Source organism: Actinomycetospora sp., from assembly GCF_055612215.1.
Window position 1 is genome coordinate 1 of the sequence record NZ_JBVPVA010001066.1, and the last position, 4,056, is coordinate 4,056.

The 4,056-nt window shown below is 76.9% G+C and carries 4 protein-coding genes and 1 pseudogene; 4 read left to right on the top strand and 1 reads right to left on the bottom strand.

Features of this window, described 5'->3' with window-relative positions; genetic code table 11:
* On the bottom strand, positions 1–695 hold a 695-nt coding region (locus tag AC0CYZ_RS28815), incomplete at its 3' end, for an Hsp70 family protein (protein ID WP_472221542.1).
* Positions 696–890: 195 nt separating this feature from the next.
* Between AC0CYZ_RS28815 and AC0CYZ_RS28820 the strand changes: the two genes are divergently transcribed.
* From AC0CYZ_RS28820 to AC0CYZ_RS28835, 4 genes and pseudogenes are all read left to right on the top strand, one after another.
* On the top strand, positions 891–1,607 hold the full coding sequence (locus tag AC0CYZ_RS28820; protein ID WP_472221543.1) for a sensor histidine kinase: 717 nt from the start codon (positions 891–893) through the stop codon (positions 1,605–1,607).
* Positions 1,598–2,263, top strand: coding sequence for a LuxR C-terminal-related transcriptional regulator (locus AC0CYZ_RS28825; protein WP_472221544.1), 666 nt, complete (start codon positions 1,598–1,600; stop codon positions 2,261–2,263). Before AC0CYZ_RS28820 ends, AC0CYZ_RS28825 begins: the two co-directional genes overlap by 10 nt.
* A 78-nt stretch (positions 2,264–2,341) precedes the next feature.
* Positions 2,342–3,619, top strand: coding sequence for a sensor histidine kinase (locus AC0CYZ_RS28830; RefSeq protein ID WP_472221545.1), 1,278 nt, complete (start codon positions 2,342–2,344; stop codon positions 3,617–3,619).
* Positions 3,616–4,056 (top strand): annotated as a pseudogene (locus tag AC0CYZ_RS28835) (sensor histidine kinase); the annotation flags it as partial. The gene AC0CYZ_RS28830 and the pseudogene AC0CYZ_RS28835, both read left to right, overlap by 4 nt.

Sequence of the window (4,056 nt, forward strand, 5' to 3'; positions counted from 1 at the left end):
CTGTCGTCGTCGGGGTCGAGGTCGGCGAGCAGCCCGCCGGTGGCCTCGTCGACGAGGGCGATCACGGCCTCGTCGAGGTCGACCCCGCCGAGCCGCTCGATGCCCGCCGGCGTCCCGACGAGCTCCATACCGCGGCCCCGCCGCGCGAGCACGGCCGCCTCGAAGGAGCTGCCGCCGAGGTCGTACACGGCGAGCGCGGCGCCGTCGTCGAACGCGTGCACGGCGCGGTGCTGGTGCCCGGCGGCCTCGGGGTCCGCGATGGGCACGGCGTCCTCGAGCCCGGCGGCCGCGGCGACGTCCTCGAAGAGCCCGCGGCGGTAGGGCCCCCAGCTCGCGGGGTGGGTCAGCACGACCCGCGACGCCGCCTCGCCGCGGACCGCCGCGACGCGGGCGAGGACGTCGCGCAGAATCGCGGCGAGCAGGTCGCCCGCGGGGACGGGGTCGTCGCCGAGCAGGACCGGGGCCGGGTCGCCGAGGCGACGCCGCACGCTCCAGGCCGCGTGGGCCGGGTCGCCCGACGCGCGGCGGGCGGCGAGCTCGCCGGTGACGAGCGAGTCCGCGTCGCGACGGTGCACGACGGACGGGACCGTGGTCGACCGGTCCCCGAGGGCGACCATCTCGACGCGGCCGTCGTCGTCGGCGATCGCCGCGGAGACCGCGGTCCCCCCGAGGTCGATCCCGAGGACATGGGTCACGGCATGTCCCTCCACTGCCTGACGCGCACGAGCCCACGCATCGTAGTGACATCCGCCCCGGACGGGGCAGGGCCGGATTCGTGATCACCGCACGGGCAGGGATCGTCACGGAACGGCCTGTCAAGGGGGACAGCCCTACCTCGCCGGAGGGTGCGCCCCCTCCCCGGCGGTCCGTGATCACGGGACGCTACCGCCATGACGCCCGCGGTGGCCGTCGACCGGCCACCGGGCGCCGATCGCCGACCCGACCAGCAAGGACCGGGGGACGCCGCCGTGCCCGCACCCGAGACGGACGCCCACGAGGACCGTCGTCGCGCCGAGGAGCGGTGGCGGCGCCGACGCTGCCTCGAGCGCCAGCTGCACGACGGGGCCGCTTTGCGGATCTCCTCGATGGCCCTGCGGCTCGGCGCGCTCGACCGCGGCCTGGGCGAGCGGAGCGACGGGGAAGTCGACGCGCGCCCGGAGGACCCGCACGCCTGGCGTCGGGACCTCGCGGCCCTCCAGGGCGAGGTGGAGGCCGCGTTGGAGGAACTGCGCGCGGTGGCCGCCCGCATCTACCCGCCGCTCCTGCACGAGGCCGGCCTCGGCCCGGCACTGCGCGAGCTCGTGACCGCCCGCGGGGACGACGCCGCCCTCGACGTGACCGCGGGCCGCGCCGGGGCCGCCGTGGAGGGTGCGGTGTACTTCGCGCTCGCCGACGCCCTGGCAGCATCGGCGACACCGCTGCACATCCACATCCGCACCGAGCCCGGCGGAGCCCAGGAGGACGACGTGGTCGTGGTCATCGAGGGGGCGGACCCCGCCCTCGCCCCGTCCGTGCGCGACGAGGCGGGTCCGCTGGGCGGCACCGTCGACGTCGTCACCACCCCCGCCGGCACCACGACGATCACCGCGAGGTTCCCGTGCGCGTAGCGCTCGCCGAGGACGGCGCCCTCTTCCGCCAGGGCCTCGTGATGCTCCTGGAGGCGGCCGGGCACGAGGTCGTCGCCTGCGTCCCGGGCGGCGACGAGCTGATCGCGGCGCTGGCGCACGACCCGGTCGACGTCGCCCTGCTCGACATCCGCATGCCCCCGGAGCCCGACGGCGGGCTCGTCACCGGCGAGCGCCTCCGCGCCGCCCACCCGGACATGGGGCTGCTGTTCCTCTCGCACTACGCCGAGTCCCACTACCTGGTCCGGATCCTCGAGATCGGGACCGAGAAGGTGGGCTACCGGCTCAAGGAGAAGGTCGGCAGCGTCGAGGTCCTCTCCGACACGCTGACCCGGATCGCCGACGGCGAGATCGTCATCGAGCCGGTGCTCGCGAAGCGGCTGGTCGAACGGCCGCGCAACGACCGCAAGGACGCGGTCGCCGCGCTGTCCGACCGCGAGCGCGACGTGCTCCGCCTGATGGCCGAGGGCCGGTCGAACGGCGGGATCGCGGGCGAGCTGTACGTCAGCGGGAAGGCCGTCGAGAAGCACATCGCGAGCATCTTCGACAAGCTCGGCCTGCACGGGGACGCCTCCGTGCACCACCGCCGGGTCCTCGCCGTGCTGACCTACCTGCGCTCCCAGCGCGGGGAGGGCTGACCTGCCGATCCACCCTGGCTTCCCGCCCGCCGTCCCACTACTCTCCGTGCTCGACACGGCAGAGGGGACAGCGCGGCGATGGACCGGACGGGCACGGCGCGGGTGGGGCGGGCACTCTCCGTCGTAGCCGTGGTGGCCGTCTGCCTGATCCTCGCCGTGGTGGCCGGCAACGCGGTGCTCGGACCCGCCGTCGGACCCCTCCTCGCGCCGTTCGCCGGCGCCGGGCTGGCTGCGGGCGTGCTCGCGCTCGTGGCCCGCGGCCGCGACGACGAGCATTCCGCCACCGGGCACTCCGGGCGGTCCGCGCTCGTCGCCGCCACCGCGCCCACCTCGCTCGCCGCCCTCGTCGAGGTCCTCCGCGAGGGAACGGGCGCGGCCCACGCCGAGGTGTGGCTCGTCGTGCCCGACGGGTTCGTCGCCCAGGACGGCACCGAGCGCGTCGCGACGACCACCGACCTGCTGCTGCGCCCCGACGTCGACCACGCGTTGCCGGTGGTCGACGACGGCGAGCTGCGCGCGGTCCTGACCGTCGGCAAGCCCGGGCGGCCGGTGACCGCCGCCGACCGCGCCCTGGTCGTCGAGATCGGCGCGGGCGCCCGGCTGCTGCTGCGCGTGGTGGCCCGCGGGGCCGAGCTGCGGGCCCGGGTGGCGCGCGCGGACGAGCTCGCCCGCGAGACCGAGGCGTCGAGGCGGCGGCTGGGCCGGGCCCGCGAGCTCGAGCGCCACCGCCTCGTCGGCGAGCTCGGCGGCGCGACGACCGAGCGCCTCGCCGGGTTCCGGGCCGCCGTCACCGCCGCGGCCGAGTCCGTCGACGAGGGCCTCGAGGAGCCCGAGGGCGACCCCGCCCGCGAGGAGGCCGCGGAGTTCGCCCGCCACCACCTCGCGACCGCGCGCGAACGCCTCGAGGAGCTGCTCGACCGGTTCCGCGTCATCGCCCGCGGCGTGCACCCCGCCGTGCTGCGCGACCAGGGCCCGCGGGCCGCCCTGGAGGAGGTCGTCGCCGACCTGCCCCGGGCCGTGCACCTCACCGGACGGCTGGCGCAGCGCCTCCCGTGGGAGGTCGAGTCGGGGCTCTACTACGCGGCCGCGGCCGCGCTGGCCCTGCTCGGGGCGCGGGCGGGGGAGGAGCCGCTGGAGCTGGCCCTCGAGCAGGTCGGCGACCACGCCGAGGTCCGGGTGACCGACGCGACCGCCGACCCCGACGCCACCCGCACGGCCCTCGCCGACGACGCCGACCGGCTCGCCGCCCTCGGCGGGTCCCTCGAGCTCACCGCCGACGACGGCGGGCGCACGGTGCTGCGCGCCCGGCTGCCCATCCAGCTGCGCCCGCTCGTCGGGACGGGGCTGACCGGATGAGCACCGAGCGGCTCCGGGTGGCGGCCTACTGGGTCGTCTTCACGACGGTCTCGGCGCTGGCCCTGGTCTGGCTGACCGTCGGCGCCCTGGTCACGACGCCGCTGAACGAGCCGCCCGGCCAGGCCGTCGTCGACTATCTGGCGAGCGCGGTGAACCTCGTGGTCGCCGTCGTCCTGCTGCGCTTCGGCGGGCGCTCCTGGTCCGGCCGCCTGCTCGCGCTGGCCATGGTCGGCTCGGCGGGCGCGTTCAACCTGCAGGCGCACTCGGCGACGATGGCGGTCCGCGACACCACCGGGATCGAGATCGGCGAGGCCCACCAGATCCTGCTGCACGGGGTGGCGGGCGCGGCGTTCGCCGGGGCGCTGCTGCTCGTGCCGGCGGAGACCGCGGGCAGCCCGCTGCGGCGGCGCGCGGTCCCCGTCGTCGCCGGGCTGGTG